This is a genomic window from Rhizobium sp. 01T417 (assembly GCF_056398905.1).
Genome location: NZ_JBFTQH010000006.1, coordinates 45,115 through 71,561, shown reverse-complemented (window position 1 = coordinate 71,561; position 26,447 = coordinate 45,115). Strand labels below are relative to the sequence as shown.

Below are 26,447 nucleotides of genomic sequence, written 5' to 3'. Positions count from 1 at the left end.
TCAGGCGGCCTTCCGCTTGTGCAGAAAATGGTCGATGGAAACGGCGGCAAGCAGAATGCAGCCTTTGATCATGTCTTGCCAATAGACGGAGACGTCGAGCAGGATCAACGACGACGTGACGACAGAGAGCAGCGCGATGCCGAGGATGGCGCCGAAGATCGTGCCGGAGCCACCGTTGAGCGAGGCACCGCCGATGACCGCCGCCGCGATGATGTTGAGTTCCATGCCCACGCCGAAGGTCGGGGTCGCCGCCCCGAAGCGGGACATGTAGATCACCCCTGCGACACCCGCGAGGGTCGAGCAGAGAACCGTCACCCAGAACTTCACCTGGTTGGTCCTGATGCCGGAATAGAGCGCCGCCTTCTCGTTGCTGCCGGTATAGAACACCTTGCGGAAGGCGGTGGCCCGGCGCAGCAGGAAATCGAACAGGACGACGACGGCAACGAAGATCAGGATGACGTAGGGAATGCCGTGGAAGGTGCCCTGTCCAACCGCCTTGAAGCCTGCCGGCAGGGTAAAGAGCGAGAGTGGCGTGCCCTTGGTGATGATGAGGCACAGCCCGCGCACGATCACCATGCCGGCGAGCGAGGTGATGAAATGGTTGAGCCCCACCACGGTCACGAAGAAACCCATGATCGCGCCGATGACGCCGCTGGCAAGAATGCCGATCAGTGAGGCCGTCCATGGATCGAGCCCGGCAAGAAACAGCGAGCCGGAGAGCACCATGGCGAAGCAGACGACCGAGCCGACGGCGAGATCGATGCCGCCGACGATGAGCAGGATCGTCATGCCGACGACGACGATGCCTTCCACCGAAAAGCTCATCAGCATGGCGCGGAAATTGCCGAGCGTTAGGAAGTGTGGCGAGGCGAAGCTCATGGCGAGGCAAAGCGCCAGGATGATCGCGATCAGTCCCGCTTCGCGCATGCTGCCGATGCGTTTGAAGTGCCCCGTTTTCGGGATATACGCCGTTATCGTGTCGATTGCCATTCCCGTCTCTTTCTCCTTACGCGGCATGATCAGCCGTCCTTGCCGCACTGACCCCCGATGCGAGGCGGATCACCGTTTCTTCCGTCATATCGTCCCCGCCCACTTCGCCGGCAATGCGCCCTTCGCGCACGACCAGAACGCGGTCGCAGAGCCCGAGCAGTTCCGGCATTTCCGATGAAATAACGACGATGCCGATGCCCGAGCCCGCGAGATCGCGCAGCAGCCGATGGATTTCGGTCTTCGCGCCGACATCGATGCCGCGTGTCGGCTCGTCCATCAGGATCACCTTTGGTTTGACGGCAAGCTGCTTGGCAATCGCCACTTTCTGCTGGTTGCCGCCTGACAGCGATTTGACCGGCGCCTCGACGCCGCCCATGCGCACCGCAAGCCGCCGCGCCAAATCCTCCGCCAGCGCCGCCTCGGCGCGACCGTTGAGCAGGCCGGCATGGTTGGTGAGTGCCTTCAAGTTCAGCACCGAGATATTCTGGGCGATCGACATCTCCAGGAACACCCCGGAGCCCTTGCGGTCTTCCGACAGATAGACGATGCCCGCCTTGACCGCATCCGCATAGGCGCGGATTGCCTGCGGCCTGCTATGCAGGCGGACTTCGCCGTCGGCATGGCGTAGCCCGCAAATGCCTTCGGCGATCTCCGTGCGGCCGGAGCCGATCAGGCCCCCGATGCCGAGGATTTCACCCTGGCGCAGATCGAAGCTGATATCATGGAATCGAGCACCATCACCGAGGCCATCCACTTCGAGGATGGTTTCGCTGGAGGCGACTTCGGCCCCGAGCTTTTCCGGATAGAGCTGGGTGATCTCGCGGCCAACCATGCGGCGCACCACATCATCAGCCGTGACATCGTCGATCTTGTCGGTGCAGACATACCGACCGTCACGAAAAACGGTCACGCGGTCGCAGAGGCTGAAGATCTCGGCCATGCGGTGGCTGATATAGATGATCGAGATGCCGTTCGCCTTGAGGTCGCGGATGATGGCGAAGAGCTGCTGCGTCTCGGTTTCGGTCAGCGCTGCGGTCGGCTCGTCCAGAATGAGCACGCGGCAGTCGAGCGTCAGGGCCTTGGCGATCTCGACAAGCTGCTGACTGGAAATAGGCAGATCCGCGACCTTCTGGCTGACGTCGATGGCGGCGAGCCGGTTCATCACCTTTTGGGCATCGCGCTCCAAGGCACGGTAATTCATGAAAGGGGCACGCCGGCGGTTGGTCGCGGCCATGAACATGTTCTCGGCCACCGTGGCATCAGGGCAGAGGGCGATTTCCTGATGCACCAGACCAATTCCGAGCGCCTGCGCGGCAGCCGGTGAAGCGATGCGGACGGGCTTTCCATCGACGCGGATTTCGCCTTCAGTCGGCTGCAGCACGCCAGCGATGATGTTCATCAGCGTTGATTTGCCGGCGCCATTTTCGCCGCAGAGCGCATGGACCTCGCCGCGCTCGAGCGTGAAGTTGACATCCGTCAGCGCCCGGATCGCCCCGAAATGCTTGCTTATGCCATGAATGGTGAGCACCGGCTCCGCCATCGTCATTTCCTTATTCATGACCGGTCCCCGATCGAGGCGGCTGCGATAATCTGTTTTCTGCCCAGCACGGAAAAAGCCGATATTACAAGGCGTTGAGGGGATAGTGCGGCTAGTTCTGGCCCAACCATCCCCCTCATTTGGCCCTCCAGGCGCACCTTCTTTCCGAAGGTGACAAGGGCCGATGCACTTACTCCTCGATACCCTTCGTGCCGCGGCGCTTCAGGTACTTGTCCCAATAAAAGTCGTCGGCATTTTCGGCAGTGACGATCGAAAGACCATTGTCGACCACCGGGATGCTCATCGGGTTGAAGCCCGATCGCTTGGCGTCGTTCATCGGGTCGATCAACTCCGGATGCTTGGCAAGCCACAACAGCATGAAGCCCATGTAGCCCTGCATGCCCTGGTTCGGGTTGATCGAGCCGAAGACTTCACCGGCCTTGATCATGTCGAGAATGTTGGCGTTGACGTCGGCGCACATGACAAGAACCTTGCCGCCATTTTCCTTGGACGCCTGTGAGGCGCCGATAGCGGAGTTCGCTTCCGGCATGAAGACCGCGCCGAGATTCGGATTGGCCTGGATGATGCTCGAAAGCCCCTGATAGGCCTTGGTCGGGTCCTGGTTAGAAGCGGCGCGACCGACCAGCTTCATGTCGGGCCACTTTTCCTCCATACGGCCGATGAAGGCGGCGATGCGCTTGTCATGATTGTCCTGGCCCGGATTTTCCAGAACCGCATATTCGCCCTTGCCACCCAGCTTCTCGGCGATTGCGTCGGCAGCATAGATGCCTTCGCGGGTGTTGTCCGAAGTGATGAACGAGACGCGCTTGGAAAGCGGCGAGTCGGCGGCAAAGGTGACGACGGCGGTACCCTGCTCGGTGGCGCGGTTGATCGGCTCGATGAACGGATCGGAATTCATCGGATGGACAAGGATGCCGGCCGGGTTCTGGGCCAGCGCCTGATCGAAGGAGGCGATCTGCTTGTTGACGTCATATTCCGGTGTGCCGGTATATGCAGTTTCGCAGCCGAGCTGCTGACCGGCCTGCTTGAACATCTCGTAGACCGGGAACCAGTATTCCACGCCCGAGACCATGACGTTCATGACGTATTTTTCACCCGGCTTGCAGCGGAACGGACTGTCCGTTTCCGCGGATGCCGTGCCCGAAAAAAGCGTTGCTGCAAGGACCGCCATGGCGGTCGAGCTGATAAATTTGCGCAAGATTCCTCCTCGAGGCCGAAGCCCCTCCCAAAAGCCTGAGGGCGTCACGCTGACGCCGCTGATCGCGTTGAAATCGAACTTCCTCCTCGAAGTCCGATGAGAGCAATAAAGGCGAAGATCAAATGCGTGTCAATATAATTCACGTAATGAAATATATTTCACATCCGCAGGGAAGACAGCGGGGCAACCGACCAAAATCGCGGACTGAGGTAGCAAATGCCACAAGCACAAGGTGTTGGTCGTCGAGGAACTGAGGCCAAGCTGGCTGAACTGGAAGCCAGACTTGAGGAGATCAAGGCGCAAGCGCTCGCCTTGGAGGCGCACAAGGTCGCTTTCGTGACCGTGATCAAGGTCTTCGATCCAAGAGTAGCGTCCGAGCCCTGGCCGCCGCTTCACCGACCTCCTCGAAGGCCGTGATGTCCGCCGCGGCGTCCTCGAGCTACTCCGAGATGCCGAAGAACCGGTCCTTGCGGGTGATCTGTCGAAACAGGCTGCCGAACGCGAAGACTTTGGGGCCAGATTGACGGGATCGGTTCTAATCTGGCTGGAAGGTTTTCTGGCCTGCTGGTACGCATGGAGCAGACGGGCCTGGTTCGCTTGTCAGGTGCTCCCGATGGTCGTCGTAGATTGTGGTAGATCGCCAGGAAAGCATTTGAGGATTAATCCGGGCTGCCCAGCTAGCTGTCTTCGAATGACCAAAATATCGAAAGAGGGAGCGCGAATATGTTTTCGCCGAAACTGAGTACGCGCTCTCCCATGTAGACGACGATGCCGACGAAGGGACGGTTCACCCCTGGGCCTTCATCTCGAAACCATCGCAGATGTTGGAAGTCCTTTGCTTCAACCGTAGTCGATGTCTTCATCTCGAAGCCGATTATCGTTCTGTCTGACTCGGCAAGGATATCTATCTCGCGTCCTCGTTGATGCCTCCAATGATAAAGTCGCCACTGACGCATTTGATGGGGGACGGATTTCCACATTTCATTGAAAACGAAATTTTCGAACAGGCCGCCAAGCGCTGTGGGATTCGCGCCAATATTGAAGCTCTGGGTGTTCATGCTCCTCAAAGCTGCGACGATCCCAGTATCCACAAGATGGATTTTTGACTGGCGTATGTCGCGCCCGGTCTCTCCAGAGGTCCACGCAGGCAATCGTCGCAATAGGGAGAGCTTGGTCAGAATATCGAGGTAGGTATCGGTCGTATTCCGTTGTAAACTGATCTTTGAACACAGTTCGTCTATATTCAGCTCGTTTCCGACACGCGTAGCTAGCTGATCGATCATTCGCCTCATGGCGTCTGATTTTCTTATTTTTAAGATGTACGCGACGTCGCGTTCCACGACAGTGTCAACGTAGTCTCTGTATCGATTTTGCCTCCAGCGCTCTTCCAGAGTTCGTATCTCGGGGAAACCGCCTGCGACTATCAAGTCGATGTATTGTGCCCGGGACAACGTTTCTGCTTTAGGCAGGTCTAGCGGATCGGGACGGTCATTCGCCGATGCCCAGTCGAGAATTTTCGCAGGCCCCATGCGTTTTGTTTCGGCGACACTCATCGGAAGCATCGTCATTGTATGGACCCGACCTGCCAACGAGTCCGCCACGTGCGCGGAAATGAAAACGTTGGATGAGCCTGTCAGGACGAACTGACCCATTGCTCGGTTCTCGTCCACGATTCTCTTCAACGCCAAAGCTAATTTCGTTGATCGTTGGGCTTCGTCGATAATGAGGGGACCCGCTTTCGTCTCAGCCAACAGGGAATCCAGCTGTCCTTTTGGATCGGCCTCAATAGCTGCAAGCACACCCTCGTCATCCAAGGTGATGAATTTTCTAGCGCTCAATAGATCGCGTACCAGTGTCGTCTTCCCGACCTGGCGCGGTCCAATAATGTTAACCACTCGCGCTGATGCAAGTGCAGCCTTTAGTTGGGACTGCAGATGACGCGGGAGGAGACTCTCGTCCATGATGGTGGTCACCTCACAGTCGACGCAATTCGATGTGGGGAAAGTTGTAATAGAGTTTCGGTGAAAGTGTCAATAGAAATTGGGGGAAAGTGTCAATAGGATGCGGGGGAAATCTTCAATAGGAATCCGGCGAAACCGTTAATAGCGTCCCGGTGAACCTGACAGTACACGTCGGAGAAATGACGAAGCCCAGATCGGTCACCGCAGGTAGCGCTGCCTCTCGACCGTCGTGTCCTCAGTCCACACCTGATCTTCGATACGCTCTGCCGCACCTTGCCAGTATCCCGCAGAGGTGATCAGACGGCGTGCGGTGGGTGACCGCACGCAGCACGTCGGCGAGCTGCCAGCGCAGACCCATATGGCGGGTGTCTTCCTTCCAGGCGACCATCGCCATGTACCAATCCAGGTACTTCAGCGAGAAGCGGTGGTGGATGCCGTCGTACGAGCGCTCGGCGCGGGCGAAGAAACTCTCGATCCTGTTGGTGTCGGTACCGTCCTCGGTCTGGTAGGCGTGGGCTGCTTTTCACGCCGGACACCAACCTTGTGGAATTTGCTACCCAAACCCGCAAAATCGCGCACACATCCGTTGGCGCTAACAAGTCAAAGTCATCAGGCGAACACGGACCCGCACATTTGACGATCAGGCCGACCGAAATCTCATAACGGAGAGAGCGATATCAGTGATGTGCGTGTCGGGCGTCGGTACCGGCGGAAACCGCTCGGTTGCAGGCCTCTCTCAACTTCGTTTTTGCCTCTTCGAGGGCCTCCTCACCATATAAGGTCACGAAGCTCTCCTGATAGTAGCCATTCGCCGCCAGTCCCCCATGGATTTCCATGGGCAGCGCATGCGGGGAAAGCCGACTGATCTCCTGAAGATTATCCTTGCCGACCGTCTCCATCAGATGAAGGCTATGTTTTCCATCGACAATCACGCTTACCATCGAGATTTCCCGCCCGGGACTTGAACGGTCGGCCGGCATGATGCGGCATTCGACGGACATCTCTTCCGGCAACCCGTGCTGCTTGCCTTTCTCGGCCTCGGGAAAGATCGAATAGCCAACGATCTTCGCATTGCTGGTGGCCGGCCTGAAGGAATGGGCGTTCGGCTGGCGGACAGGGTGTTCGCACAGAAGGGCGTTAAGGCGGGCCAGTATGGCATCCGCGGACCCGACAAGGGGCTGACTTCCGAGCATCGTCAGGCGGAGCTGCCCGTCCTTTACGCGAGGTACGCTGAAGATGAAGTTGGGACTGTTGAAATTCCTCTGCACGATCTTGAACGCAATTTGGGAATCAACGAGGTCGTAAAAGAGACCGGATGGGATCACGGCACTTCTCCTTTGAGAGTCTTGAAACACCAAACGAGAAACAAGGGCTGGGGCAACGCTGATCGCCGCATACAAGTTGGCAGCGAACCGAATCGCTTGCACTAGGGTCCCTTTTATCCCGTGCTGTGTCAATTTGACGGAGCGGAAGCCGAGAAGCTGGCTTTGAAGCGCCGCGATCCTGGTCAGCGCCTGGCGGCTAGGAAAGACACCACCCGAGCCCGATGAGCGCCTCCTGCAGCAGGGTGACGACTTCGATTGGCGTATGTCTCGAGGTATTGTACGGCAAGCCTTTGCGACGTGCCGTCCACCCTACGACCGTGACGTCTCTCGCTGCCGGCTCGAAACGCTGTGCCAGGGCAAAGGTCTTACAATCCCTAACCGCAAGGTATACGGGTTCGATCCCTGTCGCTCGCACCATCTTGAAATCATTCATAAAAAGAAGATCTCCCTTCCTCAAGCAGAAATCCCGATTTTTCAGCAGGGGGCACAGCAGGGGGCACGAAACCCATACCTCGTGGTATCCTCACGTCGCCGGATGGTGTTGGCTTGGCATTCGAATGCTGACACCGCTACCGCATCACTGGGGATTGTCATGAAAAAGTATCTATCGGCTGCCGTGGGCTTGGCCATGGCGTGCGCCATTCCGACTGCGCCTGCCTTCGCTAATACGAACATCTACGGCGGGTTTATCAACGGAAACGAATTATACGGTTGGTGCACGGCAAGTGATGAGCGCACTGCGTTATGCGTCGCCTATGTTGATGGTGTGGCCGATGTAATGGGCGACAGTTGCTTGCGAGCGGGAGTGAGTGAGAAGCAGGTGGTCGATGTTGTGACCAATAGCTTGCGCGACCACCCGGAAGAACGGGACAAACTGGCGGCGACCCTCAGTATAGCGGCAATCACGAAAGCCTTTTGTCCGGCGTGAAGTAAATGACGTTCTGGGATGGCTTTTTGCCCGCGCTTGGGGTGTTTGCTGCCGCTGGTGTGGCCTATGTGACGTGGCATTTCTGGAAATGGGTGTTGGGGGCCGTCACGATGCTGGCCGTCGCCGCGCTCACATCGATGTGGGCTACTGACAGGGCAGACGCGTACTATGCCGCTCTGTTTCGCAACGAGTTGGTGGCGAGTGGCTCAGTGGCTACCACATGCGATGGGCTTTTGGATTGGCCGAATGGGCAAGCCTGTCGTAACGCTAAAAATCTCGCGTGGCTTAGTCTCCCCGATGATGAAAAACAGATCGCGCTGGATCCTTGGTTGCTGCAATCCATGTTGCGAAGAGCCAACTAGCTCTCGATAACGCGACCGACCGTGTCAAGCTGAAGGTCAACCGTTGCGAGAAACTTGGTCATTTCGTATCCGGGGTTCCGTCGGCCCCAACCTGGGGATAAGGTCGTCGAAGTCAGTGCCCCAGGCTTTGGCTTCCGCTTTCATCGAGGGTCCACGTCCCCTTCGCCTTGCGCCTGGCGATCTCTATGTCCACTACCCACTCCCGCGGTGCTGAAAAGCTCAAGATGATCTGTTCGGATGCGACGAGAAATCGAAGCAGAACCCGACGGGATCGTATTCAGCACTGGAATTGCGGAACCTCCGGTGAGTGGAGTTGACCCATTTCTCAGCGAACTGATGTTGAAGGCGATGCCAGGCAAGTTCGAACGCCGATGGCACACTTTCGGATTAGCCAATGAAAAAAGAGGCCCCTAAAGGCCTCTTTTCCACTCGCAACTCAAATCTAGTCACTACTTTTTGTTGCCGTTGCCGGAACTTCCGTTCCCGTGCCCGTTGCCGGAATTTCCGTTTCCGTTTCCTTCGTTCCCGGTACCATTCCCCCCACCGTTCCCGTTGCCGTTGCCGGAATTTCCGTCTCCGCCGTTGCCAGAATTCCCGTTTCCGTTTCCTTCGTTCCCGGTACCATTCCCTCCACCGTTCCCGTTGCCGTTGCCGGAATTTCCGTCTCCGCCGTTACCGGAATTCCCGTTTCCGTTTCCTTCGTTCCCGGTACCATTCCCCCCACCGTTCCCGTTGCCGTTGCCGGAATTTCCATCTCCGCCGTTGCCACTTCTTGAATTGTCAGTGTCCGAGTTGCTGCCGCCCTGTTGACCATTGTGACCCTGGCCGCCGCCCTGGTGACCTTGGTTGCCCGAGTTGCCGCCGCCCTGKTGACCATTGTGACCCTGGCCGCCGCCCTGGTGACCTTGGTTGCCCGAGTTGCCGCCGCCCTGGTGACCATTGTGACCCTGGCCGCCGCCCTGGTGACCTTGGTTGCCCGAGTTGCCGCCGCCCTGGTGACCATTGTGACCCTGGCCGCCGCCCTGGCCGCCGGTGGTGCCTTGGTCGCCGGTGCCGCCCTGGCCGCCGGTGCCACCCTGGTCGCCGGTGCTACCCTGRTCGCCGGTGCCGCCCTGGCCGCCGGTGCCACCCTGGTCGCCGGTGCTACCCTGGTCGCCGGTGCCACCCTGGCCGCCGGTGCTGCCTTGGTCGCCGGTGCCGCCCTGGCCGCCGGTGCCACCCTGGTCGCCGGTGCTACCCTGGTCGCCGGTGCCGCCCTGGCCGCCGGTGCTGCCYTGGTCGCCGGTGCCGCCCTGGCCGCCGGTGGTGCCTTGGTCGCCGGTGGTGCCTTGGCCGCCGGTGGTGCCTTGGTCGCCGGTGCCGCCCTGGCCGCCGGTGGTGCCTTGGTCGCCGGTGGTGCCTTGGCCGCCGGTACCACCCTGGCCGCCGGTGGTGCCTTTGTCATCTACCGGACTGCCGCTGCTGCTATCTCTCCCATTGCCATTGGGCTGGCCGCCTCTGCCGGGATTATGATCGGCTGAAGTAGGGGAACCGCCACGTGAGCTCGCGCCTGGGACGGTTTGATTTCCGCCGCCTACGTCTTTTGTTCCGCGTCTGCCGGAGGTTATGTTCGTTCGTTCCGCGCTTATAGTCGCCGTCGGCTGGCAGAGGATTGCCTCAGCCGTCCCCGGCACGGCATTGCCGCAATCGACTACTAATTGCGCGCTTAGGGCACCGGTATCAACGGTGCTCGCCAATAGTGCTTTCTTCGATGCGGCGTAGGATGGGCTGCCGCCTAGGAGTGCTATTCCAAGAATGATCGTCAGCGCGGTCGCATTTGCGCCACTCCGGCCGCCTTTCAGATTTCGATACATTTTTTATCGCTCCGCTACACAATCGCCCGGCGCCTTTTCGGCCGGTTTACTGGCAGCGATGTAGTATTTCTGAGCTTCGGCGGATTATTCCTTACTGCCAATTTCTTGCTCTAGCCTGCCACGACATTGATTGTTGCGACGTGACGGCAAGGACACCTCTCGACCACGGAACAACTGCTACGAAACTGGCGAAAAATAGAAGCCGACAGGTAGGGCTTGCATGTCCATAAGAGGCGCGAACTGCACTGCCGCCCTTTGACACGAGACAAGAGGCGTTTGGTCATTCCAGCCGTGGGCGAACCACCGGCGAATTGATCGTGCTGTCGGTATGCGTCATGAAGAGTGCCAAGGGAGATAGGACGGCGAAGTTGCGCAGAGCAGAATGATGATCTGCGCGCATTCGTCGAAGAAAATCAAATCGCCGCTACTCCGGGTTGCCAGCGCGGCGGTCGGCCGCAACGATGCCGCTCGCTCGGGGACCGGCAAGGATCACTTGCCAGACACGTTGGTGCTCGAAGCTTTGGCGGGCGATGAAGGTATAGCCGGTCTTTTCCCAGGATTTGATGCCCCCGCTCAGGTTATCGAGCACATAGTCGCCCTCGCTGAGCCGTGCCATCAGCACGACGTGATTGTTGCCACCTCGGTCCAGCACGACGGCAAGTGCCAACCGGTCCGACCGGAACCCGGCGGCCATCAACTCCTTTTTCTTCATCAACGCGAAATCTTCGCAATCTCCCTTGCCGTCGACTGGCAGCGACCAGTCGTCGCTCTTTCCGGTCGTCGATTGATCGTCGGCCTGCCTGACGTTTGCATTCACCTGGGTATTCACGCGACCCAGGAGAGCGAAGGCCTCGGCATCGCCCATAGCGTGGCCCGAGGCCTTACCGCAAAGCCACGCGTAGTGATGACAGGCCGAGACAAACGGTCGAGGCGCGCCAATGGTCCTGATCGGCTGGAGCATTGAAGCCGCTGCGGCGGTTCCGTGGGATGCAAGTGCACTCGCGAGCGCGAAAATGGAAAAGCGAAAAGGATGCATGGTGTTTTCTCCCGCGAAATGGCTGCGCTCAAGAACTAATAAGCCTTCACCTTCACATTTAGTCGCTGAGACCCTCCTGAATGATTAAACAAGCTACCCGGATGACTAAAATTGCTACGCCGCGCTCGACGGTTGTTTGACGGCCCAATCTTTGAAAACGACCGCCTCTTGCCACCTAGAATGCCCTGGTCTTGCAGTAGCGATCATTCATATGCCTGACTGCCGCCCGGATACGGTTGATATCGCGCCGGATACCCGGTGTCTCCGTCTTCTCGTTGCAGACCGTGCCCGCTTCGCGCTCCCGGCAGGTGAAGCCTGGAAACCACTGCGGTTGATAGATGCCCTTGTATGGCCCGGCTGCATTCACGTCCGACGGATAGAAGGCTTTCGAAAAGTCGATGATCGACACCAATCTTTCATTTCCTGCCTGTCCCAACCGGAATACTGATGTGACGCGAAACCGGCATCCGTCGAGATGCTCGAACATCGTGTCGTGATCGACTTCGTTCTTCTCCTTGCTCAGCCAGTCCCGAAATATCAGCGGGCGCTCGGATATTCGCTCTTGATTTCCATATGGACTATCTTCGCCAACATCCGACTTCCCGCCCCAGGGGGCACAGCAGGGGGCACGGAACGCATACCTCGTGGTGTCCTCACGTTACCGCACGCTCTCCTTTGTAAATAAATAATCCCGTAAATACAAGGCTTTCCGGCCACCTGCGAATACGTGCGGCATGTGCATAAAAAGGACTTAAAATGAATTGCGGCAAGATCTGCTGCGCCTTCAGCGACCGCCTTGATCGACCGGCGGTGGCTGCCGCACTGCTCCCGATGCGAGAAGATGTCGAGCGTCTCGCCCATGCCTTCGAGGTCTGACGCCAATGCCAGAATGCCGGACATGGAGTCGACCTCATTGTAGAAAAATCGGCGTCCGCGCAGCAGGTTCAACGCAATAGCGGCACTGCCGTCGGACGGGGGCGGCATCGCTTTTTCTTCCCCGCAACGCATTATTATCGCACTCGAATAGAGAGGCCCCTTTCCTCCTTCGATACCGTCGTAGCCGGGTTGGCCGACTATTTGAATGTGATCGGCCAGGCCACGCTCTATCGGACCCCAGCATGCCTGTGCGAGAAGGAGTCCGGGATGTAACCAGAGCGAGTTTGGATCGAGCTCGCCGCCTGGCAAATTTGCCGGATCGGAGGCTATGAGTGTTCCGCCAGGTCCCCCGAGAGCTCCGGGTTGGAAGGAAGGTCTTTGCGCGTGCGGGCCAGTCGTTCCGGGGCGTCGATGCCGCGGAACCGCAACTCGTCCCGAAGCTGCTCCCACTGCGCATCGGTCTCCGCTCGCACCTCCGGCCAATCGTACATCGGCAAGGCGGCAAACAGCCCCACGGAACCGGTGAATTCCTTTGTTGCAAGGAGCTTCTGATCTAATCGCAGTAGCGGCATTGGATGTTATCGCGTTGGGAGGATGATCACTGTTAGATCGATGTCTCGGCCGATGCCAGCGTCGGCTAAAGCTGCCGGCCTCGCGAAGCTTGTTTGCTTCGACGCCTGCAGCGCCCCGGTTGTTAGCTGTCGACAGACAAGGCAGACCGATCAAGTATGCCCTCGATCAGGCCCTTCTTCATCATAGCGGCACGGTCGCACATGTGGGCGACGACGCCGGGGTCGTGGCTGACCAGAATGAAAGTGATACCCTGTGAGGTCTTGAGGTCGTTCAAGAGATTGAGGATCCCCGCCTGTACTGAAACGTCGAGTGCCGAGGTTGGCTCGTCGAGCAGCAACAATTTGGGTTTGAGCAGCAGCGCTCGGGCTATGGCCACGCGCTGCCGCTGTCCGCCGGAAATCTGGTGCGGGTAGCGCTGCGCAACCGCCGCCGGTAGCCCGACCTGGTCGAGCGCAACACGCACGCGTTCGGTAACGTCTGACATGCCGCGGATTGACAGCGGCTCGCCCAAGATGCGCGCGATGTGATGGCGAGGATGCAGCGACGAATATGGATCCTGGAACACCATCTGGATCTCCTCGCGCAGCATCCCGGTGATCCTGCGTCCCGCTGACAGGGGCTGACCGAAGACCGAAATGTCGCCCTGCCAATTCGTGTTCAATCCGGCGATTGCGCGCAGCACGCTCGTCTTGCCGCATCCTGAAGGTCCGATGAGACCGAAGGTTTCACCAGCGGCAACCTCGAAGGAGACGCCGCGTACGGCCGTGAAGCCCTTCGAGGCGCCCAGAAAGGTGACCGAAAGATCCTTTACCGCCAGCGCGCTCACTGATCGTCCTCGTAAACCGGCAACCGCGTGCCATAGGTGGCCGCCGACGGTCGCGCCGCCCAGAGCGCGCGGGTATAGGGCGATCCGGCATGGGAAAGGTCGGCGGATGTCATTTCTTCCTCGATACGTCCCTGCCGCATGACGAGCACACGGTCTGCGTAGCGAGACACCTGCTGCAGGTCGTGACTGATCAGCAGCAGGCCCATGCCGAACTCCTCCGTCAACGAACGCAAGAGCGTCAGCATCTGGTCCTGCAGGTCACGGTCGAGAGCCGAAGTCGGCTCGTCGGCAATGAGCAGCTTCGGTCGATTGATCAGCATTGCAGCGATCATCACCCGCTGTCCCATGCCGCCTGAGAGTGCCGCCGGATAGCTTGCGTAGATGCGCTTCGGATCCGGCAGTCCGACTTTCTCCAGCATGTCCAGTGCCCGCTCGCGTCGCTCGACAGCCGAAAGCTTCGTGTGCAGAAGCAGCGCCTCTTCGACCTGCCGACCGACCCGGTGCGCCGGATTGAGGGAATATCTCGGATCCTGCAAAATCAGACCCAAGCCTGTCCCGCGCAGTGCGTTCCAGTCAGCGCTCGAACGCGTGGCCAGGTCCTTGCCGTCAAAGACCAGGCGTCTGGCACGCATGATTGCGCCGCGCGGCAGGAGACCCATTATGGCCCGTCCCGTCATTGACTTGCCAGAGCCGGATTCTCCAACGAGCGCCAGGATCTCGTGTCCGACTGAAAAGGTGATCCGGTCGACAACGGAAACCAGGCCTGCATCGGAGGGAAAGGAGATCGAAAGTTCCTCGGCAGACAGAAGCGGTTCAAGCATGGCGCGGATCCAGAATGTCGCGCAGGCCATCGGCCAGCAAGTTGAAGCCGAGCGAGGTAACAAGGATGGCGAGCCCGGGCGCGGCAGCGACCCACCATTGATCGAAGATCACCTGCGTGCCCTCGGCGACCATTGAACCCCACTCCGCCGTCGGCGGTCGTACTCCAAGGCCAAGGAAGCCAAGGCCGGCGGCAGCAAGGATGATGCCTGAAAGGTCGAGCGCCAGCCGAATGACGGCCGATGGCAACACCAGCGGAAGGACATGTCCCCAGAGCAGCCTGCCCCCCCTGATGCCGACCATTTCGGCTGCCGCGAGATAGTCGCTCTGCCTGAGCGCTCCGGTCTCAACGCGAGCCTGACGGGCGTAGGCCGGCCAACTCGTCAAGGCGAGCGCCAGTGCACCGTTGATAAGCCCGGGCCCCAGGATCGCAACAAAGGCGAACGACAACAGCAACCGCGGGAAGGACATGACGATGTCGGTGAAACGCATCAGGATACGCTCCGTCGCGCCGCCGAAAAAGCCTGCGAGTATACCAACGGCAATGCCGAGCGGCGCCATCAGCAATGCCACAATGAGCACCAGGAGCAGGGTCGGCCGTGCCCCATAGATCAAGCGCGAGAGGATGTCGCGTCCGAAGCCATCGGTGCCGAGCCAGTGGGCAGCACTCGGGGCCATGAGGCGATTGGCCGTTTCCTGCAGATTCGGATCGTAGGGCGCGACAAACGGCGCAAGCAGCGCAATAGCGAGGATGAAAATCACGATGCCACCGCCCGACGCTGCCGAAGGGGAGCGAAGCATCCGCCAACCAAAGGACATCCCGCCGATCCGCGCTTGTTCGATGGCGCTCATCGCTTTCTTTCCACTTTCAGCCGAGCCACGGCGAGATCAGTTAGCGCGTTGAGAAGCACAAAGGAGGCACCGACGACAAGCGTGGCTCCCAGGATCGCAGGCATGTCGCCCGCAAACATCGCCGTCGTCAGGTAACGTCCGATACCGGGCCACGCAAAGACAGTTTCGGTCAGGACGGCTCCCTCAAGCAGGCTTGCATAGGAAAGGGCAATCACAGTCAGCAGCGTCCCGGAGATGTTCGGCAGAATATGGACGAAGACGATCCGCCCCAGGCGGGCCCCTTTTGCTCGTGCGGTGGTTACATACTCCTGGCCGAGCTCGGCAATGATCGAGGCCCTCGTCAACCGCGAGATTGCCGCAAGAGCATGCATGGCAAGCACGGTCGCCGGCAATGCCAGATGGGCCAGCGCATCACGAAAGGCACCAGGCTTGCCGGAACGCCACGTGTCGATCAGCGCGAAACCGGTGACAGGCTTGACGGTGTACTGGAACACGACATCCGCCCTGCCCGGCCCGGGCGCCCAATGCAGCCGGGCGTAGAAGAGCAACAGCAGCAAAAGGCCGAGCCAGAAGATAGGCACCGAATAGCCAAACAGAGATACAAGGCGGCAAACACCGTCGATCCATGTCCCCTGCCGCATTGCCGCGATGATGCCGAGCGCCAGGCCGATCGTCGCGCCAAGGACGATTGCCGTCGTGGCAAGCTCTATCGTCGCCGGAAACGTACGGGCGATATCATGCGCGACCGGCTGGCCGGTCGAGATTGACTGGCCGAGATTGCCAGAAAGCGCCGTCTCGACATAGCGCAGGAACTGCATCGGCAACGGCTGGTCGAGCCCGAGTTCGAGCCGCGCCTGTTCATAGGTCGACTGGCTGGCATGGTCGCCAACGAGTTGCAGCGCCGGATCGATGGGGGAAAGCCGCGTCATGGCAAAGGTCACGATTGCCAGCCCAAAGAGCGTCAGTGCAAAGGACCACAGCCACTTGACAAGAGGCAAGACGAAAGACAACTCCCGCCAGCTTCTGTGCTGGCGGGAGTTGCTCATGTCGGCATTAGGGGGTGTTGCCGCCTGCGGCACTTACTTTTCTACCTTGTCGTAATAAACCTGGTCTGCGTTCAGACCTTGGGCATAGTTCTTCACCTTGTCGCTTAGCACGACCTGGTCGTTGCCTTGAAGCGTAAAGATGTAGGGCGAGCTTGCCTGGATCTTCCTTTGCAGATCCTGATAGAGCGCCGCGCGCTTGGCGGGATCCTGTTCCTTGACGGCAGCAAGCGTCGCGTCGGTCAGTTCGGGAATCACCCAGCCGGCCTGCTTGGCAACCGTGTTGGCTGAATTGTCCTTGTTGATGGCGAAGGCACTGGCGTTCGAGTGAGCGTCAAAATAGTCCGGGATCCAATAACGCAGGGTCATCTCGTATTTGCCGGCACGTCCACGGGCATAGATGTCGCTTGCAACACCCGGCTGGATGTCCAGCGTGATGCCGGCCTGCGCGAAGGTCGACTGCAGCGACTGCGCGATCGAAAGGAACGGCTGGTCGTTGAAGACGATGAATTCGATCTTGAACGGCGTCTTGATACCGGCATCCGCCAGAATCTTCTTCGCCTTTTCGACATCGAGCTTGAAGGGGGTATCCGTCAGTGCACCGGGGAAGCCCACCGGCAGGAACGACTGATGAACGGTGCTCTGGCCACGCAGCAGGTTTTTGGCAATGCCGTCATAATCCACAAGGTAACGCGCAGCCTCCCAGAACGCCGGATTGCCGAGCGTCTCGTTCGCCTTGCTGTTCAGGAGGATGTAGTCGGTGCGGGCCGAGGCAACAGAGAGGACCTGAATGCCGCTCTTATCCTTCAGCGCTTCAATCTGGTCGGCAGAGAGGCCCCGGGCGATATCGGCATCGCCCTGCTCAACGAGCAGGCGGCGGGCGCCGACGTCCGGCACGTTGCGGATGATGACACTCTCGAGCTTCGGCTTGTCGTTCGAATTGGCATTGGCCTGGAGCACCAGCGCCTCGTGGGGCGTGTAGGTGCCGATCGCGTAGGCACCGCTGCCAGCCGAATTGGTCTTCAGCCATGCATTGCCGAAATCGTTGTCCTTTGCATTTGCGGCAACGGTCTGCTCGTCGACGATCGAGGCGATCGGCGCCGTCAGTAGCGACAGCGCGAAGCCTGAGCCGACATCGGCCGTCCAGGTGAGCTTCACATGCTTGTCATCAACCTTGGTGACGGCAGCATCGACATTATCGGCCTTCCAGCCGAGCTCGTTCAGGATGAAGGCAGGCGACTTGTTGAGCTTGACGGCGCGCGTCAGCGAGAAGATCACGTCCTCCGGGCGCACCGGGTTACCGGAGGCGAACTTCGCGTCGGCGAGCGCAAAGGTCAGGCTCTTGCCGTCACTGCCGGCTTCCCAGGAGGCGGCAAGCGCCGGATCGATCTTGGTGCCGTCATCACGATTTGACTGAACGAGGCGCTGGTAGAGATTGTTGAAGGACTGGACGGTGGTGAGCTCGAAGCCCTCAGCCGGGTCGAAGCTAACGGCGTCATCAATCGACTGGGCAACGACCAGAACGTTCGGCGGTGTTTCGGCATGGACCGGCGCACCGATCAACAACCCCAGGGTAAAAACGGTGCCAAGCAATTTCGCACGGCGAGCAATGAAATTCATATGCATATCTCCACAAACTAGTGCCTAACGGGCAACCGCGCTTGGTAGCCGCCTATTGGCCGCAAAATAGCTGGGCGCTCGCCGGTCACGAGTGCGGATCGTTCCATTTATCTGTTCCTCGATGGAAAATCTTTCCGTCAGGGACCGCTGGCAGCGCGGCCGGCTCGGCGCATGCCCATTTGCCGGATCCATATGCCTCACGGTTCCTCCCGTGGCAATGCAGAATCCAGTGGAGCCTTGGCGTGCTGGATGCGACAGGCATGCCCGGGCGATTGCATTTCGAGCAAACGCGCATTGTAATAGACCATCGGGTGGAAATCAGGCAGCGCTTAATGGACCCAACTCACTTGTTCGAGCTGGTGATCGTGATGTTCTTGGCGATCATCGCGTTGCATTATGCTGCTCACCGGTTTGGCTTGCCGCCCTCCGTCGCGCTGCTCGCCGGAGGTGCACTGCTTGCCTTTCTGCCGGGTCTGCCAGCCATTGCCATTGATCCCGATCTGGTACTCGTCATCTTCCTGCCACCACTGTTGATGGACGGTGCCTGGTTCATCGCTCTCGGCCGGCTGCGCCGCCACATGATCGGCATTGCTTCGCTTGCCGTCGGCGCGGTATTTTTCACCTGCGCCGTCGTGGCAGTCGCGGTCCACTTCCTCTTTCCTTCCTTGCCATGGGCGGCCTGCGCGGTTCTCGGGGCGATCGTGTCACCACCCGATGCGATCTCCGCTCGCGCCGTGCTGCAACGGGTCAAGCTGCCCCGCCGCCTTCAAATCCTGCTCGAGGGCGAGAGCCTGCTCAATGATGCAAGCGGTTTGGTGCTGTTCCGGTTCGCCATTGCCGCCGGCGTCACGGGTGCCTTCAGCACGGCCGAGGCGATGGGAAGTTTCTTCCTGCTGGCGCTCGGCGGCGCCGCCGTCGGCATAGCCATCGGGACGGTATGGGTGGTGTTTGTCCGCCGCCTGAACGACGAATACCTGATCATAGCGGCCACAACCCTGCTCGCCTGGATTTCCTATATGCTCGGCGAAATGATCCATGTTTCCGGCGTCATCGCCACCGTGACGACGGGCCTGATCGCGGGCTGGTATCAGCATACCGTCTTTTCGGCCTCGGCGCGCATGCGCGGCACTTCGTTCTGGACTGTGATGATCTTTCTGATGGAAGCCTCGGTTTTCATGCTGATCGGGTCATCCTTGCGAGGCGTGGTCGAACGTGGCGGTGGCTTCGGCGTCGTGATCGCCACCATGGGATTGCCGATGCTCGCGGTCCTGGTCGCACTTACGCTTGCGCGCTTCGCTTGGGTTTTTGGATCAAACCTTGTGGTCGAATTCTGCAAGGTCTTGGGCCTTAAGCGATACACGCCGCTCAGCGCGCGCGCTTCAGTCGTTCTGAGCTGGGCGGGCGTTCGCGGTGTGGTTACACTTGCCCTGGCGCTGAGCGTGCCCGAGGGCTTTCCCGGCCGCGATTTCATTTTGGTGACATCGTTCGCCGTCATTGTCGGGACCGTACTGGTCCAGGGCACGACACTGGGGCGCCTGATCGAATGGGCAAAGCTGATCGAGCCGGAGTCGGAAAAGGCGCGCCTCAACCTGAGCCAGGCCGAAGCCGCCATGGCTCAGGCGCAATTGGCGACCGTAAAGGACAGGGCCTATGACACCGAAGGCAATCTCATCCATCCTCGTCTGCTGGAGCGCTATCAACTCAGGGCCAAGGTGATCGTCGACTATATCCAGAAAACGGAACACCACGACGTTCTGCTCCATGCCCATTTCGATGTCGTTCTGGCGGCGATCGCCACCGGACGCCGTGAACTGATCCGTCTTCACCGCGCCGGTGATATCGACGACGAAACGCTGCACGAACTCGAACGAGACCTCGATCTCGAAGAATTGAGCGCGCTTTCCGCCAAGTCCTAGCTGTCGCGGATCATGACCTAAATCTCGCTGCGCCTTGAAGGACAATTCTCCTGCAGCAAACGGTTGGCCCACATGACGTTCGGCGACGTTCTCACCCTACTCGACCAGGTTTGACCAATGCCAGGGCTGGCAGAGCGGCGACCCGCCATGAATCTAGCGCCTAGATCCGGTGCCTTTCGCCAGTTGGTTCGACCAGGTCGGCAGAGGCTCCGGGCCAGTCCTTCAATACGGATCTTATTGAATTCACGTCCATAAGGTTAAATGCTGTCGACAACGCATCTGCCGTGGTCGCGTCATCAGCGATAACGGTTACTCTCCGATAGGCCATCGGCGCGCTGCCCGTTTTAGGGTGGAGGATGTGCCCGAATTTGCCGTCTTCGTCGAAGACGAAGCCAGTCGGGCTGGACGTGGCGACCGCCCGATTTACGATGGACAGCACCGCATCGGGATCCAGGCTATCTTCGGTTGTGGCCAACCCGACATGCCATGGCGTTCCATCCGATTGTGCGCCGACCGCCCGTTCCTCACCCATGTTCACAAGGCAACTGTCGAAGCCTTCGTTCCGCAACATATAGGCTACTCGATCGGTAATGAACCCCTGGGCAACGCCATTCAGGGTCATCGCCATTCCCCGCTCGGCGAAGGCGATGCGGTCCGAGCCATACCTTACGGCTTCGAAGCCGACCTTGCCGAGAGCCCTGTTCAGCTTGGTCTGGCTGGGTCCGAATTCATCTCCATGCCCCGATGCAAAGTGATCGCGATACACCTCCCATAGCGGCTGCACGGTAGGATCGAACAACCCGCCGGTCCTTTCCCAGACCCGCAGACACTGGTCGAGCAAGGACACCATCTCTGGCGAAGACACGGCAACCCCACCTACCCGATTGAGTTCCGCGAGGATCGAATCGTCGCGATACAGACTGAAAATTCCTTCTAGCCGAGCAACTTCAAGAACGATCTCATCTATTAACCGCCGAGCCTTGGCCATATTGCCGTGATGCAGGACCAGCTTGGCCGGCGCTCCGAGTGCTTGACCGGTCCAGACGACGACCGGCGCGTTGGCTTTCGCGGGGGAGCTGGAGTAAAGCAGCGGAAGTCCGGCTGCCGCTGCGATAATTCCTATGGCACGTCGCCTGGTGACGGCTCTAACCATTGGTTTCAATCTCCGAGCTCGCGGGTGCGCTGGTAGACGTTCCGAGAACATCCTGATCCTTGATTTCCCCGAGGATCGAAATTCTGCCGCCGTTCTTTTTCGCAAACTCTTCGGCGTCTGCCCGAACGGAAAAAGGAACGGTTTCCGGTGCGCCCATCCCGCCATGAACCTTGCTTCCCACAACGAAGAATGCGCGATCGGCTTCAACCCAGTTTTGACTTCCCGGCGCTTCCCAACTTGTAGCGTGGCTCATGTCCGATACGTAGATTGCAGCAATGTCCTTTGGTTCTTCCGGAAGCCGGGTAAACGCAACTGCATCACGCGACGAACTGAACCAGACCGGCTTTCCGCCATTCTTTAGGAGAACCTGTCCTTTCGGCCCCGCATGCTCCAGCACGTTCATGCCGCAGAAATGATCCACTGCATCGGAGGTAAGCTCCAACGGAGGAGGCACGATGGTCTCGGCCTTCTCGCAAGCGCTTAACAGAGATGCCATAAGGACGACTGATATTGCGAACGAGCGGTTCAAAGTTCTCTCCTGGAAAAACGAAGCATGGCCAACGATAGAGGGACGGCAACCCATAAGGCCAAGGATGCCATCAGGACGGTCGGAGACAGCTTCGAACTCGCTGCGAGACCGGACAGTGCCGAGACAGAGCCGGCCGTTTCCGATCCCAGGTTGAGCAGACGGTAGGCATCGGTCGGATTGGCCATCAGAAGTATGCTTAGCAGCCCCGGCGAAAATCCAACGCCCTTCGTCGACACGATCGCACCCAGCAAACCCATGTCGTAGATGATGACGAAAAACAGCCATACTCCCAAGGCGATGCCCCCGGCCGTGCTCCTCTGGCTGACAGTCGCGCTGACAAGATATCCGATAGCGGTGAAGACCGATCCAAGCAGGATCGAGGATCCAATCATGGCGCCGAACGCCGTCCAACTCTCCGCAGTGGTCGGCGTCCCGGCGACAACGAGCGCCAGACCCGCCGCGCCGTAGCCCAACAGAGTGGCGAACGAGAGTATGAGTATGTGCGCCAGGAATTTTCCGAACACAATCTGGCTACGCGCTACCGGATAGCTCAGAAGCAGGAGAAGTGTTCCACGCTCCAGTTCTCCAACGATCGCATCATGCGAAAGCAGCAAGGCAATGAGGGGAACAAGAAAGATCGTGAGACTGGCAAGACTGACGATGACGATATCCAAACGGCCCGCGCCGACGTTGCCGGTCGGCGCACTGCCCAGAAACGAAAGCGTCAGCGCCAGGGACGCAAGTAGCAAGGTCACCGCGATGACCCAGCGGTTTCTCAACCCCTCCTGGATCTCCTTTCGGGCAATGATCACGATATTGTTCACGGCTTTCTTCCCTGTCGTTGGAGGAAATGCGCATAGACGTCATCGAGTGTCGGCTCGATGACAGTCATGCTGGTCAGTGCAGCCGGATCGGATGTTACAGCCGACAGAACCGCGATCTTCTCGCTATGGTCGACACTGGCTTCCAGAAATTTATCCTTGCGCTCGGTCCATCGCACCGGCCCGTCAAACCACGAGTGAGCAGCGGACTCGCTGCTCGGCTTGAACCGGATCTGGGTCGGCAGGCAGGCAATCCGCCGCAGTTCGTCAAGCGTTCCGTCGGCGATCTTGTTACCGCCGTTGATGATAACGACGCGTTCGGCCCTTTCCTCAAGCTCGCTGAGGGCGTGGGAGGAGAGAAGTACGGTCGTTCCCTTCTTCTGGAAGTCGAGGATGAGATCGTAGAAACTGCGTCGTAGTGCTGGATCCAATCCACTGGTGGGTTCGTCCAGGAGGAGAAGGCGTGGCTCTCCGAGAAGTGCCTGTGCCAGGCCCAATCGTTGGCGCATTCCCTTCGAATAGGTCCTTACCGTCCTGTCGGCAGCGTTCTGCGCCAGGCCGACCTGATCGAAGAGATTTCGCCATCGATCTGCCGGCACGCGCTTCAGCTTCGCATAGAATGACAGAACCTCACGTCCAGTGAGCGCCAGATGGAAAGTGACACTCTCGGGGAGATATCCGACCTCCCTGCGCACGACCAGGTTCCCTGAAACCGGGTCCTCGCCAAGGACGCGCACCTTTCCGTCGGTCGGTCGAAGAAGCCCCAGGATCGCTTTGATCAACGTCGTCTTGCCGGCTCCATTGTGACCGACAAGTGCAACCAGCTCTCCCTCGCCAAGGGAAAACGAAACATCGTTGATCGCGGCGGTATCGCCATAAAATTTCGAAACGTGTTCGAGAGAAATTGTCGCCGTCATCGTGCATTCTCCAAGGGTACGGGCGGCCCCATCAGGGGCTTGCTGTCAACCACGCCGCCCGGCAGGAGCGAAGGGAATTGGGACTGCGCCCATCGGATGATCTGAACCGCGGGACTTGTGGTCAAAACCTTGGCCTGCGGGGCTGTCCAAAGAACGGTGTCGATGATGTCATTGGGGCGATAGGGACTGTCTGCTATCCCGTCGCCATCGAGATCGAACGCGGGATTGTCACTCCAGTAGTTACCTCGACCATTCTTCGACCAATCGAGGTAACGTGACCCGACGTACTTTACCTGATTCCGGTTGCCTACGAACGCATTGCCGGCAATGGCATTTCCTTCGGAACCGGCTGTAAAATGTATGCCGATCGCACAGTTCTCAAACACGTTGTCTTCAAGGACATTCCGGTTTGCGTTGTAAATGAACACGCACTTCTCCGGTCCGAGCTGCGTCCCCTGCCCTTCGGCAAGTCGCGTCTCGATGCCAGGCATGTCGCTGGCGTCAGCCCTTGTTCCACCCAACAGCCATCGATCTGATGGCTGGAGGCGGCCGGTGACCCTGTTTTGCCTTATGGTCGAGCCGTTGGCAAAGTTGAGGAGCAATCCGTGATCCCGGTCGCCGTCGGAGACATTTCCGGTGATCTTCAGATGGTTCGAAAACATGATGGCAAAGCCGACCAGGTTGCCCACCGAGACGTTGTCGCTGATTTCGCTGTCGTTGGTGTACATGTAGTGGATGGCGAACCGCAGGTCGCGGAAGCGGTTTCCCTTGAAGACGTTGCGTTTGCTCGCGTTCGTCGAGATGCCGTCCTTGCCGAGGCTAATGTCATTGTCCACGATCATTGCTCCCGGGGCGTTCCACAGTGAGACGCCATTGCCGGCCTCGCTCATTCGACCCGACGCCATTCCGATGATCCGGTTGCGTTGGGCGACGGAACCGGCGGCACCGTGCAGATAGACACCGTTCAGGTTTCCCTTGATCGTGTTGTCTTCGACCACCGCATGGTCAGCGCTCTGGCTTACAAACACCCCGGAATCGAGCGCAGACAGATCAGAGCCGGATCCTTCAATCTCAAGACCTCGCACAACGGCTCCTGGCGCCGTGATCGTGATCACGCTTCCCTTGCCATTGCCCACGACGGCCGCGCCAGACTGCCCTTCCAGCACGATCTGCCTGCTGACAGTCAACGGTCCGGCATACCGGCCAGGGGACAGCCGTACGATGTCTCCATCTGTGGCGGCATCAAGGACACGTTGAACGGTTGAGGCATCCGCTGCCGCAAGCTGGAATTCTGCGGCGCGAACATGGGCCGGAATGGCGGTCGTTGCGACCGCCATTCCGAGGAGTGCTATTTTGCCAAGCGGCGGCATCATGCTGCCTTTGGTTCAACGAGCATGCGGCCCTGCATCTCCATATGCATCGCATGGCAGAACCACGAGCAATAGTACCAATAGACGCCTGGCTTGTCGGCGGTGAAGGTCACCGACGCGGTCGCCTGCGGCGCGACCTCCATCTGGATACCGTAGTTTACGATCGAGAAGCCGTGAGTAAGATCCTCCACGTCATCGATGTTGGTAACGTAGACGGTCACCTCGTCGCCCTGCCTGACATTGAATGATTCAAGGCCAAACGCCGGGGCCGCCGACGTCATATAGACCCGCACCTTGTTTCCATCCCGGATAACCTGGGAGTCCGACAGGAGGTCGATGTTGTCCTTCTTGGCCTGAGCGACTGCATCGGCGAAGAAGACGTCGTCCCTTTTCCAGACACTTACGGGATTGATCTTCGACGAATGAACGATGGTCGCGTCGTGTGGTTCGGCGAAGGTGGGATTGTCGTGAACGAGAACCATCTTGTCGCCGGAAATGTCGATCAACTGATCATTCTCCGGCTTCAGGGGGCCGACGTTAAGATAGCGATCCTTCGAGAACTTGTTCAGCGAAATGAGCCACTTTCCGTCCGCGTCTTTGGTCTGGCCCATTGATGTGTGGTTGTGACCCGGCTGATATTGAACGTCGAGCTTCTGACGGATCGGGTCGACCTTCTCGCCCTTGAAGGCGCGGATAGCGTCTTCAATGTTCCACTTGCAGATCTGGCTGTCGATGAACAGGGTGGTGTAGGCATTGCCGCGCCCGTCATAGGCCGTATGGAGCGGCCCGAGGCCAAGCTGAGGCTCGGCGACGACCGTGTCGCGCGGTTGAATCTTGTCCTCGAACAGGTCATCGAACTTGCGAACGTCGAATACTGTGACGGTAGGAGACAGCTTTCCGTTGGCGACGACATGTATTCCGTCCGGAGCCGTGTTCATGCCATGCGGGCTGTTCGAAACCGGGATGTAACGCGTGTAGGCGGAGCCGTGGCGGCCGTCGAGAACGGGAACGCCACCGATCTCCTTGAAGTCGCCCCGCGCGACGGCATCTTCGATCCTCTTGAGATTGAAGACGACGACCCAGTCCTGGTCCTTCGCCATCATCTCCGGAAGATTGACGCCTTCTTCGGAGTTGTAGCAGGTCGCAAAGCAGTACTTCCCCTGATAGTCGGCATCGACGTTGTCGAGATTGCCATCGACGATGAGCTGCCAGGCAACCTTCATCGTTTCGCCGTCGACGGCCGTGAAGACAGCGTGGTACTGCTTGGTATCGTCGAGAATCTTGCCGTCGTTCGGGATCGGAACGCGATCTTCGCCGTTGCAGAACACATATCCTGTCTTGGGGTACTTCTGCACACGAAGTCCGTGGACCGTGTGCTGGTTCGGAAGTTCGATGATCTTGTCGCACTTCATGACGTCCAGACGGATTCTGCAGACGCGCGTGTTTGCCTTGTCATTGGCAAACAGGTAGCGCCCATCGTAGGTCCCGTCGGTAAAGGAGGGATGCGGATGGTGCAGATCGCCGTTGTGGTAGACACCGCCGCGAGTGGACAAGAATTCGCGCGTTTGAGGAAGCAGACCGTCCGTGAGTACCTTGCGGCTTTCGTTGGTAAGACCCCAGCCGGTCGCGCTGCAGCGGTTGTAAACCGGGATACGCATGAGTTCTCTCATGGATGGGAGACCAACCACTCTGATTTCGCCAGATTGCCCTCCGGACACGAACACGTAGTATTCGTCGAGTTCGCCAGGCTTGACCTCATGGTTCAAGCCTTCCGCGCGCGCCGCCGTAGCCGTGGCTCCGGAAAGCGTCAGAGCGCCACCGACCCCGGCCGCGCCGGCTGCCGCCGCGAAAGCAGTCGTCCCCAAAAGTTGCCGTCTGTTGAACAATGGATGCTTTTCTTCAGTTGTCATTTGCGTCTCCT

27 protein-coding genes are annotated in these 26,447 nt (G+C 59.1%); 5 read left to right on the top strand and 22 right to left on the bottom strand.

The genetic code is table 11. From position 1 onward, the window contains the following. The 3 genes from AC1DPR_RS08740 to AC1DPR_RS08730 form a co-directional block, all read right to left on the bottom strand. On the bottom strand, positions 1-990 hold the full coding sequence (locus tag AC1DPR_RS08740; protein ID WP_477816125.1) for an ABC transporter permease: 990 nt from the start codon (positions 988-990) through the stop codon (positions 1-3). Between the two features lie 16 nt (positions 991-1,006). Then, entirely contained in the window at positions 1,007-2,530 is a 1,524-nt protein-coding gene (locus AC1DPR_RS08735; RefSeq protein ID WP_477816227.1) for a sugar ABC transporter ATP-binding protein, read from the bottom strand. 187 nt (positions 2,531-2,717) lie between these two features. Continuing rightward, complete coding sequence (locus tag AC1DPR_RS08730) at positions 2,718-3,746, bottom strand: substrate-binding domain-containing protein (protein ID WP_477816124.1); 1,029 nt, start codon at positions 3,744-3,746, stop codon at positions 2,718-2,720. 216 nt (positions 3,747-3,962) lie between these two features. On the opposite strand from AC1DPR_RS08730, the gene AC1DPR_RS08725 reads away from it, so the two are divergent. Further along, on the top strand, positions 3,963-4,163 hold the full coding sequence (locus AC1DPR_RS08725) for a hypothetical protein (RefSeq protein WP_477816123.1): 201 nt from the start codon (positions 3,963-3,965) through the stop codon (positions 4,161-4,163). Positions 4,164-4,423: 260 nt separating this feature from the next. On the opposite strand, the gene AC1DPR_RS08720 is transcribed toward AC1DPR_RS08725, so the two are convergent. From AC1DPR_RS08720 to AC1DPR_RS08710, 3 genes are all read right to left on the bottom strand, one after another. Then, positions 4,424-5,707 (bottom strand): ATP-binding protein, encoded by a 1,284-nt coding sequence (locus tag AC1DPR_RS08720; RefSeq protein ID WP_477816122.1) that lies wholly within the window; start codon positions 5,705-5,707, stop codon positions 4,424-4,426. Positions 5,708-5,942: 235 nt separating this feature from the next. Then, positions 5,943-6,182, bottom strand: coding sequence for a transposase (locus AC1DPR_RS08715; RefSeq protein ID WP_477816226.1), 240 nt, complete (start codon positions 6,180-6,182; stop codon positions 5,943-5,945). A 202-nt stretch (positions 6,183-6,384) separates the two neighbouring features. Then, the gene (locus AC1DPR_RS08710; protein WP_477816121.1) at positions 6,385-7,032 is read right to left on the bottom strand and encodes a hypothetical protein; all 648 of its coding nucleotides are present in this window, start codon (positions 7,030-7,032) and stop codon (positions 6,385-6,387) included. A gap of 262 nt (positions 7,033-7,294) precedes the next feature. On the opposite strand from AC1DPR_RS08710, the gene AC1DPR_RS08705 reads away from it, so the two are divergent. Together AC1DPR_RS08705 and AC1DPR_RS08700 are read left to right on the top strand one after the other, a co-directional pair. Beyond that, positions 7,295-7,960, top strand: a complete 666-nt coding sequence (locus AC1DPR_RS08705; protein WP_477816120.1) for a Rap1a/Tai family immunity protein — start codon at positions 7,295-7,297, stop codon at positions 7,958-7,960. Between the two features lie 5 nt (positions 7,961-7,965). After that, positions 7,966-8,322: a hypothetical protein gene (locus AC1DPR_RS08700; protein WP_477816119.1), complete on the top strand. Its 357-nt coding sequence runs from the start codon at positions 7,966-7,968 to the stop codon at positions 8,320-8,322. Positions 8,323-8,764: 442 nt separating this feature from the next. On the opposite strand, the gene AC1DPR_RS08695 is transcribed toward AC1DPR_RS08700, so the two are convergent. Further along, positions 8,765-9,076, bottom strand: a complete 312-nt coding sequence (locus AC1DPR_RS08695) for a hypothetical protein (RefSeq protein WP_477816118.1) — start codon at positions 9,074-9,076, stop codon at positions 8,765-8,767. 52 nt (positions 9,077-9,128) lie between these two features. Between AC1DPR_RS08695 and AC1DPR_RS08690 the strand changes: the two genes are divergently transcribed. Continuing rightward, a complete protein-coding gene (locus tag AC1DPR_RS08690; RefSeq protein ID WP_477816117.1) occupies positions 9,129-9,842 on the top strand; it encodes a hypothetical protein in 714 nt (237 codons plus the stop codon). Between the two features lie 757 nt (positions 9,843-10,599). On the opposite strand, the gene AC1DPR_RS08685 is transcribed toward AC1DPR_RS08690, so the two are convergent. The 9 genes from AC1DPR_RS08685 to AC1DPR_RS08645 form a co-directional block, all read right to left on the bottom strand. Next, positions 10,600-11,211, bottom strand: a complete 612-nt coding sequence (locus tag AC1DPR_RS08685; protein ID WP_477816116.1) for a transglutaminase-like cysteine peptidase — start codon at positions 11,209-11,211, stop codon at positions 10,600-10,602. Positions 11,212-11,386: 175 nt separating this feature from the next. Continuing rightward, positions 11,387-11,623 carry a hypothetical protein gene (locus AC1DPR_RS08680; protein WP_018858095.1) on the bottom strand — a complete coding sequence of 79 codons (237 nt, stop codon included), beginning with the start codon at positions 11,621-11,623 and terminating at the stop codon, positions 11,387-11,389. 125 nt (positions 11,624-11,748) lie between these two features. After that, positions 11,749-12,195, bottom strand: coding sequence for a PhnD/SsuA/transferrin family substrate-binding protein (locus AC1DPR_RS08675; RefSeq protein ID WP_477816115.1), 447 nt, complete (start codon positions 12,193-12,195; stop codon positions 11,749-11,751). Positions 12,196-12,413: 218 nt separating this feature from the next. Next, a complete protein-coding gene (locus AC1DPR_RS08670; RefSeq protein WP_477816114.1) occupies positions 12,414-12,659 on the bottom strand; it encodes a hypothetical protein in 246 nt (81 codons plus the stop codon). Positions 12,660-12,781: 122 nt separating this feature from the next. Further along, the gene (locus tag AC1DPR_RS08665; RefSeq protein ID WP_477816113.1) at positions 12,782-13,486 is read right to left on the bottom strand and encodes an ABC transporter ATP-binding protein; all 705 of its coding nucleotides are present in this window, start codon (positions 13,484-13,486) and stop codon (positions 12,782-12,784) included. Beyond that, entirely contained in the window at positions 13,483-14,307 is an 825-nt protein-coding gene (locus AC1DPR_RS08660; protein WP_477816112.1) for an ATP-binding cassette domain-containing protein, read from the bottom strand. Before AC1DPR_RS08660 ends, AC1DPR_RS08665 begins: the two co-directional genes overlap by 4 nt. Continuing rightward, on the bottom strand, positions 14,300-15,157 hold the full coding sequence (locus AC1DPR_RS08655; RefSeq protein ID WP_477816111.1) for an ABC transporter permease: 858 nt from the start codon (positions 15,155-15,157) through the stop codon (positions 14,300-14,302). The genes AC1DPR_RS08660 and AC1DPR_RS08655 overlap by 8 nt, the downstream gene beginning before the upstream one ends. Beyond that, positions 15,154-16,236 (bottom strand): ABC transporter permease, encoded by a 1,083-nt coding sequence (locus tag AC1DPR_RS08650; protein ID WP_477816110.1) that lies wholly within the window; start codon positions 16,234-16,236, stop codon positions 15,154-15,156. The genes AC1DPR_RS08655 and AC1DPR_RS08650 overlap by 4 nt, the downstream gene beginning before the upstream one ends. Continuing rightward, positions 16,237-17,820, bottom strand: coding sequence for an ABC transporter substrate-binding protein (locus AC1DPR_RS08645; RefSeq protein ID WP_477816109.1), 1,584 nt, complete (start codon positions 17,818-17,820; stop codon positions 16,237-16,239). 332 nt (positions 17,821-18,152) lie between these two features. On the opposite strand from AC1DPR_RS08645, the gene AC1DPR_RS08640 reads away from it, so the two are divergent. Next, entirely contained in the window at positions 18,153-19,736 is a 1,584-nt protein-coding gene (locus tag AC1DPR_RS08640; RefSeq protein ID WP_477816108.1) for a Na+/H+ antiporter, read from the top strand. Between the two features lie 160 nt (positions 19,737-19,896). Here AC1DPR_RS08640 and AC1DPR_RS08635 read toward each other — a convergent pair whose 3' ends face one another. From AC1DPR_RS08635 to nosZ, 6 genes are read right to left on the bottom strand one after another with little or no spacing between them, the layout of a single operon-like run. After that, entirely contained in the window at positions 19,897-20,889 is a 993-nt protein-coding gene (locus AC1DPR_RS08635; protein ID WP_477816107.1) for an FAD:protein FMN transferase, read from the bottom strand. Continuing rightward, positions 20,882-21,418: a nitrous oxide reductase accessory protein NosL gene (locus tag AC1DPR_RS08630; protein WP_477816106.1), complete on the bottom strand. Its 537-nt coding sequence runs from the start codon at positions 21,416-21,418 to the stop codon at positions 20,882-20,884. The genes AC1DPR_RS08635 and AC1DPR_RS08630 overlap by 8 nt, the downstream gene beginning before the upstream one ends. Beyond that, complete coding sequence (locus AC1DPR_RS08625; protein ID WP_018858104.1) at positions 21,415-22,242, bottom strand: ABC transporter permease subunit; 828 nt, start codon at positions 22,240-22,242, stop codon at positions 21,415-21,417. Before AC1DPR_RS08625 ends, AC1DPR_RS08630 begins: the two co-directional genes overlap by 4 nt. Continuing rightward, the gene (locus AC1DPR_RS08620) at positions 22,239-23,156 is read right to left on the bottom strand and encodes an ABC transporter ATP-binding protein (RefSeq protein ID WP_018858105.1); all 918 of its coding nucleotides are present in this window, start codon (positions 23,154-23,156) and stop codon (positions 22,239-22,241) included. The genes AC1DPR_RS08625 and AC1DPR_RS08620 overlap by 4 nt, the downstream gene beginning before the upstream one ends. Next, a complete protein-coding gene (locus AC1DPR_RS08615; RefSeq protein ID WP_477816105.1) occupies positions 23,153-24,529 on the bottom strand; it encodes a nitrous oxide reductase family maturation protein NosD in 1,377 nt (458 codons plus the stop codon). Before AC1DPR_RS08615 ends, AC1DPR_RS08620 begins: the two co-directional genes overlap by 4 nt. After that, complete coding sequence (nosZ, locus tag AC1DPR_RS08610) at positions 24,526-26,436, bottom strand: TAT-dependent nitrous-oxide reductase (protein WP_113469936.1); 1,911 nt, start codon at positions 26,434-26,436, stop codon at positions 24,526-24,528. Before nosZ ends, AC1DPR_RS08615 begins: the two co-directional genes overlap by 4 nt. Between the last annotated feature and the right edge of the window lie 11 nt (positions 26,437-26,447).

Bases quoted from the DNA above. Each gene is read 5' to 3' on its own strand.
- AC1DPR_RS08740 (WP_477816125.1), bottom strand. From the start codon at position 990: ATGGCAATCGACACGATAACGGCGTATATCCCGAAAACGGGGCACTTC.
- AC1DPR_RS08620 (WP_018858105.1), bottom strand. From the start codon at position 23,156: ATGACGGCGACAATTTCTCTCGAACACGTTTCGAAATTTTATGGCGAT.
- AC1DPR_RS08615 (WP_477816105.1), bottom strand. From the start codon at position 24,529: ATGATGCCGCCGCTTGGCAAAATAGCACTCCTCGGAATGGCGGTCGCA.
- AC1DPR_RS08640 (WP_477816108.1), top strand. From the start codon at position 18,153: ATGGACCCAACTCACTTGTTCGAGCTGGTGATCGTGATGTTCTTGGCG.
- AC1DPR_RS08720 (WP_477816122.1), bottom strand. From the start codon at position 5,707: ATGGACGAGAGTCTCCTCCCGCGTCATCTGCAGTCCCAACTAAAGGCT.
- AC1DPR_RS08700 (WP_477816119.1), top strand. From the start codon at position 7,966: ATGACGTTCTGGGATGGCTTTTTGCCCGCGCTTGGGGTGTTTGCTGCC.
- nosZ (WP_113469936.1), bottom strand. From the start codon at position 26,436: ATGACAACTGAAGAAAAGCATCCATTGTTCAACAGACGGCAACTTTTG.
- AC1DPR_RS08660 (WP_477816112.1), bottom strand. From the start codon at position 14,307: ATGCTTGAACCGCTTCTGTCTGCCGAGGAACTTTCGATCTCCTTTCCC.
- AC1DPR_RS08695 (WP_477816118.1), bottom strand. From the start codon at position 9,076: ATGGAAATTCCGGCAACGGCAACGGGAACGGTGGGGGGAATGGTACCG.
- AC1DPR_RS08645 (WP_477816109.1), bottom strand. From the start codon at position 17,820: ATGAATTTCATTGCTCGCCGTGCGAAATTGCTTGGCACCGTTTTTACC.
- AC1DPR_RS08635 (WP_477816107.1), bottom strand. From the start codon at position 20,889: ATGGTTAGAGCCGTCACCAGGCGACGTGCCATAGGAATTATCGCAGCG.
- AC1DPR_RS08735 (WP_477816227.1), bottom strand. From the start codon at position 2,530: ATGGCGGAGCCGGTGCTCACCATTCATGGCATAAGCAAGCATTTCGGG.
- AC1DPR_RS08685 (WP_477816116.1), bottom strand. From the start codon at position 11,211: ATGCATCCTTTTCGCTTTTCCATTTTCGCGCTCGCGAGTGCACTTGCA.
- AC1DPR_RS08725 (WP_477816123.1), top strand. From the start codon at position 3,963: ATGCCACAAGCACAAGGTGTTGGTCGTCGAGGAACTGAGGCCAAGCTG.
- AC1DPR_RS08655 (WP_477816111.1), bottom strand. From the start codon at position 15,157: ATGAGCGCCATCGAACAAGCGCGGATCGGCGGGATGTCCTTTGGTTGG.
- AC1DPR_RS08670 (WP_477816114.1), bottom strand. From the start codon at position 12,659: ATGCCGCTACTGCGATTAGATCAGAAGCTCCTTGCAACAAAGGAATTC.
- AC1DPR_RS08675 (WP_477816115.1), bottom strand. From the start codon at position 12,195: ATGCCGCCCCCGTCCGACGGCAGTGCCGCTATTGCGTTGAACCTGCTG.
- AC1DPR_RS08705 (WP_477816120.1), top strand. From the start codon at position 7,295: ATGTCTCGAGGTATTGTACGGCAAGCCTTTGCGACGTGCCGTCCACCC.